Below are 4,033 nucleotides of genomic sequence, written 5' to 3'. Positions count from 1 at the left end.
GATGCCGTGCTGCTTCAGCTTGAAGAGCGCGCGGCGAACTTCACGACGCAATGCCCCGGATGCGCCGGCTTCCATCTCGACGAGCATCGCAGCAGCGCCGGCATCCGTGATCCCGCCGAGCGCGCGTGCGATTGCGACATCCGTGATCCCGGCCTTGCCTTTGAGCTCGCGAAGTTTCGCGATCGCAATGGTGGGCGCGGAATTGCGATCGTAGGCTGCCTCGAGCAGCTTCGCGTCGTCCGGATTCGTGTCGGGTGATTTACTCAAGTGAAATGCCGTGGCGAAGTCGTGGAGCCTATGCGCGCGCTTGCCGAACTGTCAAGTTTTTCATGCCGACGCGGTCGCGATCAATGAAAAACCTGGAAGCAAAGTTTCGTCTGTCGAATCACGCAGAGGCCGAGGCGCGCGCGAGCGCGCTTGGATACACGCGGCGCGCGGTACTCCATCAGCGCGACACGTTTTTTCGCGTCGCCAACGGCAAGCTGAAGCTGCGCGAGGAAAACGGCAGCGCGGTTCTCATCTACTACAATCGCGACGAGAGCGGCCCGCTGATGCTGAGCAATTACGAGATCGTCAAGGTTGCCGATCCGCCGCGGACGCTACGAATTCTTGCCGCAGCGCTTGGCCCCATTGCCGTGGTCGAAAAAGTGCGAACCCTGATGATGCGGGATAACGTACGGCTGCATCTCGACAAGGTTGCGCGCCTCGGAGACTGGGGCGAGATCGAGGCGGTGATTGCGGAGGGCGACGATCCGGAGCGAAGCCGCAGTGCGGTGGACGAAATCCTCGCGGCGCTCGGCGTCGATAAGCCCAATCTGATCGACGTGTCGTACTTCGAGATGCTCGCGAAGTCCTGATTTCGCGGCCTCAATTGTCGTGGCCCACTTTTTCAAGCCTCAAGCAGGTCGCGAACTAACAAAGCGGCGGTTTAGTTTGAGCGATAGGTGCGCGACGAATGACTGCGCCCGGTTCAGCATCATCATGAGGAGCCCGCAGGCCGACTCGATTCGTCCCAAGGCCGACCTGCTCCGCCTGGCAGCTTTTAAATCCCGTTCCTCTAATTTCGCCAGCGCCTCACGTCGCATCGTCTCGGCCATCGCGTTGATGTCCGGAGTCGACAGTTGGTTACCTGCCAGCGCCGCAGGCTTCATGGCTTCGCGCATCTGGCGCAGGAGGAACAGTACGTCCTCTTTGCAGGTCAAAGTTCCGAGCAGAGACGCGCGAGACAATTCCCGGAGCTCGACCGCAGTAACGCCGAGGTCTGCGAGGGTATCGCGGTCAGCAGAAAACTCTTCGAAAATTTCGTCGTGAACTAGCCGACCCTCGGTTTAATAGTCCGAGGTCCCCGATTTCCTGACGCGCTTGAACGAGCGCATTTGTCCTGATCCTCCCCTTCAGATTTTGAGCCTGGCCCCACTCGCTTTGAAGTCGGTTACCTACCGTTCAAACATGAAGTTTCAAGTTCAATAGCCTCTACTGATGCCATATCGATGTTCAGCATAGTATATCATTGTAACTCTTGTCTATAGTTATCCTACTATTAGTTTTAGGCCTGGATGAACTACGAAAAACACAAAAATGAATGAATCGAGGCCGCCTGCGAGCTGGCCCGTGAGAGGCGCGATGCTCAGACGGGAGCGCTGAAATTCGCGACGGCGTCGGGCGAGCCGCAGACCAGTTTCAAGGCAGCCATGCCCAGCGCAGTTGGCTCTCGGCATCCGCCCGACGTTTGTAATTGGTGGGCTCCTTGGGGTCGAGCTTGATCGCGGCATTCGAATCCGCGATCGCGCGCTGGTAGTCCCGCTTCTGATACCAGACGTCGGCGCGCAGGCTGTAGCTATATGCATCTTTAGGGTCAAGCTTGAGCGCAATGTTCAAATCCGCCAGCGCGCGATCGTAGTCTTTCAGTTGGTAGACGTAGGTGCCGGCCCGATTCACATAGTTGGCGGGTTCCTCGGGCTTCAGCCGGATCGCCGTCGCGAAATCCTGCAGCGCGCGTTGAATCTGCCCCTCATCGGAGTAGGCGAGGCCGCGTTCCCCGTACAAGGCGGATTCATTCGGGGTGAGCTTGATTCCTTGATCGAAGTCTTCAATTGCCCGTTCATACTTGCCTTCGGATTCATAAGCGGCTCCGCGTCGCCCGTAATTTGTGCCGTTAGTCGGATCGAGGCGAATTGCGGCATCGAGGTCGCGGATGGCGTCCGAGTAGTTTCCGTTTTGCGCTTCGAAATCACCGCGCTCGGACAGCAATCCCGGATTGTTGGGATCGACTCTCTGCCCACGCTCGACGTCGGCGGCGGCATTCTTGAGGTCGCCTTTCATCTGGTATTTGCCCGCGCGGCAGTCGTAACCGTCACCGTTGTGCGGCTCGAGCGCGATCATCTTGTTGCAATCGGCGAGTCCTCGCGCGTAGTCGCCGGTCAGCTGATAGACCGAGGCTCGACGCCACAGCCACTCGAGGTTGTTGGGCTGCAGCTTAATCGCCGCATCGTAGTCGGCGATCGTATCCCGGGTTTTCTTCTGCACGAAGTTGATTTGCGCGCGAGTCGCGTAGTTTTCGGCGTCGGTCGGCGCGAGTTTGATAGCGCTGTCGATCTCGGAAGTGGCGCGCGGATAGTCAAGCTTCAACGCGTACTCGATTGCGCGATAACGATGCGCGTCGTCATTTTTGGGATCGAGTGCAATCATCCAGCTGTAATCGAACAACGCGCGATCGCGATCGCCATGGTTGGAATACGCGTCGCCACGATGCTTGATCAGGCCGCGACTGTCGGGTGCAAGACGGATCGCGGTATCAAGGTCGGCGATTTCGCCTGTGTAGTCCCCTTTTTCGTCTTCGACCCATGCGCGCAGGTCGTAAGCGTCCGCCTCCTTGGGCGCGAGCCTGATCGCCGCGTCAGCATCTGGCGCCGCGTGTCCAAGGTCGTGCTGGTAGAGGTATGCCCATCCGCGCAGCCGATAGCCGTCGCTGACCTCGGGCGCCAGCCTGATCGCCCTGCTCAGGTCCGCGATTGCGCGGTTGTAATCCTGCGCGTCGGTATAGGCGAATCCGCGCCACAGGTAGGCGTAAGCGTCGTTGGGATCGGCGGCAATCGCAGCATCGAATTGCTTGATCGCTTCGCGGGATTGGCCCTTGAGGTACAATTCGTGGCCGCTCAAAAGATGGTCGCTCGGCTCGACGGTCACGGTCTGCAGGCTCAAGATCACAAACCCGCTGACGCCCATCAGAACGCTGGCGACGATGCACGGAACCAGTCGCCGTCGCCACAGGTAGAGCGCGAACAGCCCGAGCTCGATCGGCGCGAACATAATCGTGTAACGAAATCCCCAGATCGGCAGATGAGCGATCAGGTCCAGAATAAACGCCGCCGCCGCGCCCAACACGACGCTGCCGGTGAGCGTCCGCAATCTCTCGATTCCAAAACCGCGGACCGCCAGCTCGGTGGTGAAACCCGCTACCACGACGATCGCGATCGCCAGCCACCCCGGTATCGCGCGCAGATCGGTGAACACGCCCGGCGCAAGCGGCTCGAAGCTCTTAGGCCCTGCGAGATCGCCGGCCGGCCCCTGCTGAATCAGCGAGTAGATCGCGGGTATCGCGATCATCAGCGCCATCAGAAGCACGTACGCGAGAATCCCGAGCGTGAAATCGGAGGCCACCGGCCGATGCAGTCCGACGCTCTCGAAAGGCAGCTCTTCCCGATATCGCACCAACCCCAGCAGCGCCGCGCCAATCAGCAACTCGCCCAATAGCCACGGCGCGCCGACGTGCGGCCCCCACGACCATCCGAAATAGTCGAAAACGAGATCGACCAGCCCGACCAGAAACGGCAGCCCGAATCCAATCGCAAGCCCAATCTCAATCGCCGAAAGCCGCCGCTGCGGTTCCTGCTCGCTCGCAGGCGTAACATTGACGATTGAAGAACTCACCCCGTTTCCCACCGTGCAAAGTCTGCCGTCTATCACACACAGTTACCAGCAAAAACGCCAGCCCTTTACACCGTCATGACGAGCCCGCTGACTAGGTATTAGA

4 protein-coding genes are annotated in these 4,033 nt (G+C 59.6%); 1 reads left to right on the top strand and 3 read right to left on the bottom strand.

The annotated features are described in order from the left end of the window. The coding region (locus tag VIW95_RS06760) for a hypothetical protein (protein ID WP_331584676.1) at positions 1–267 on the bottom strand (267 nt) is incomplete at its 3' end. A gap of 83 nt (positions 268–350) precedes the next feature. On the opposite strand from VIW95_RS06760, the gene VIW95_RS06755 reads away from it, so the two are divergent. After that, complete coding sequence (locus VIW95_RS06755) at positions 351–857, top strand: class IV adenylate cyclase (protein ID WP_331584675.1); 507 nt, start codon at positions 351–353, stop codon at positions 855–857. A 39-nt stretch (positions 858–896) separates the two neighbouring features. Here the strand turns inward: VIW95_RS06755 and VIW95_RS06750 are convergent, their stop codons facing one another. Both VIW95_RS06750 and VIW95_RS06745 read right to left on the bottom strand, forming a co-directional pair. Beyond that, positions 897–1,202 (bottom strand): hypothetical protein, encoded by a 306-nt coding sequence (locus tag VIW95_RS06750; protein WP_331584674.1) that lies wholly within the window; start codon positions 1,200–1,202, stop codon positions 897–899. 478 nt (positions 1,203–1,680) lie between these two features. Further along, the gene (locus VIW95_RS06745; RefSeq protein WP_331584673.1) at positions 1,681–3,930 is read right to left on the bottom strand and encodes a tetratricopeptide repeat protein; all 2,250 of its coding nucleotides are present in this window, start codon (positions 3,928–3,930) and stop codon (positions 1,681–1,683) included. Between the last annotated feature and the right edge of the window lie 103 nt (positions 3,931–4,033).

The sequence above is a fragment of the Binatus sp. (SeqCode) genome (assembly GCF_036522015.1).
Taxonomy (GTDB): domain Bacteria; phylum Desulfobacterota; class Binatia; order Binatales; family Binataceae; genus Binatus.
The sequence above is the reverse complement of the archived record's forward strand: the minus strand, read 5'-3'. Positions and strand labels throughout refer to the sequence as shown.

Excerpts from the sequence above, each read along its gene's own strand:
- VIW95_RS06755 (WP_331584675.1), top strand. The coding sequence starts at position 351 with ATGAAAAACCTGGAAGCAAAGTTTCGTCTGTCGAATCACGCAGAGGCC.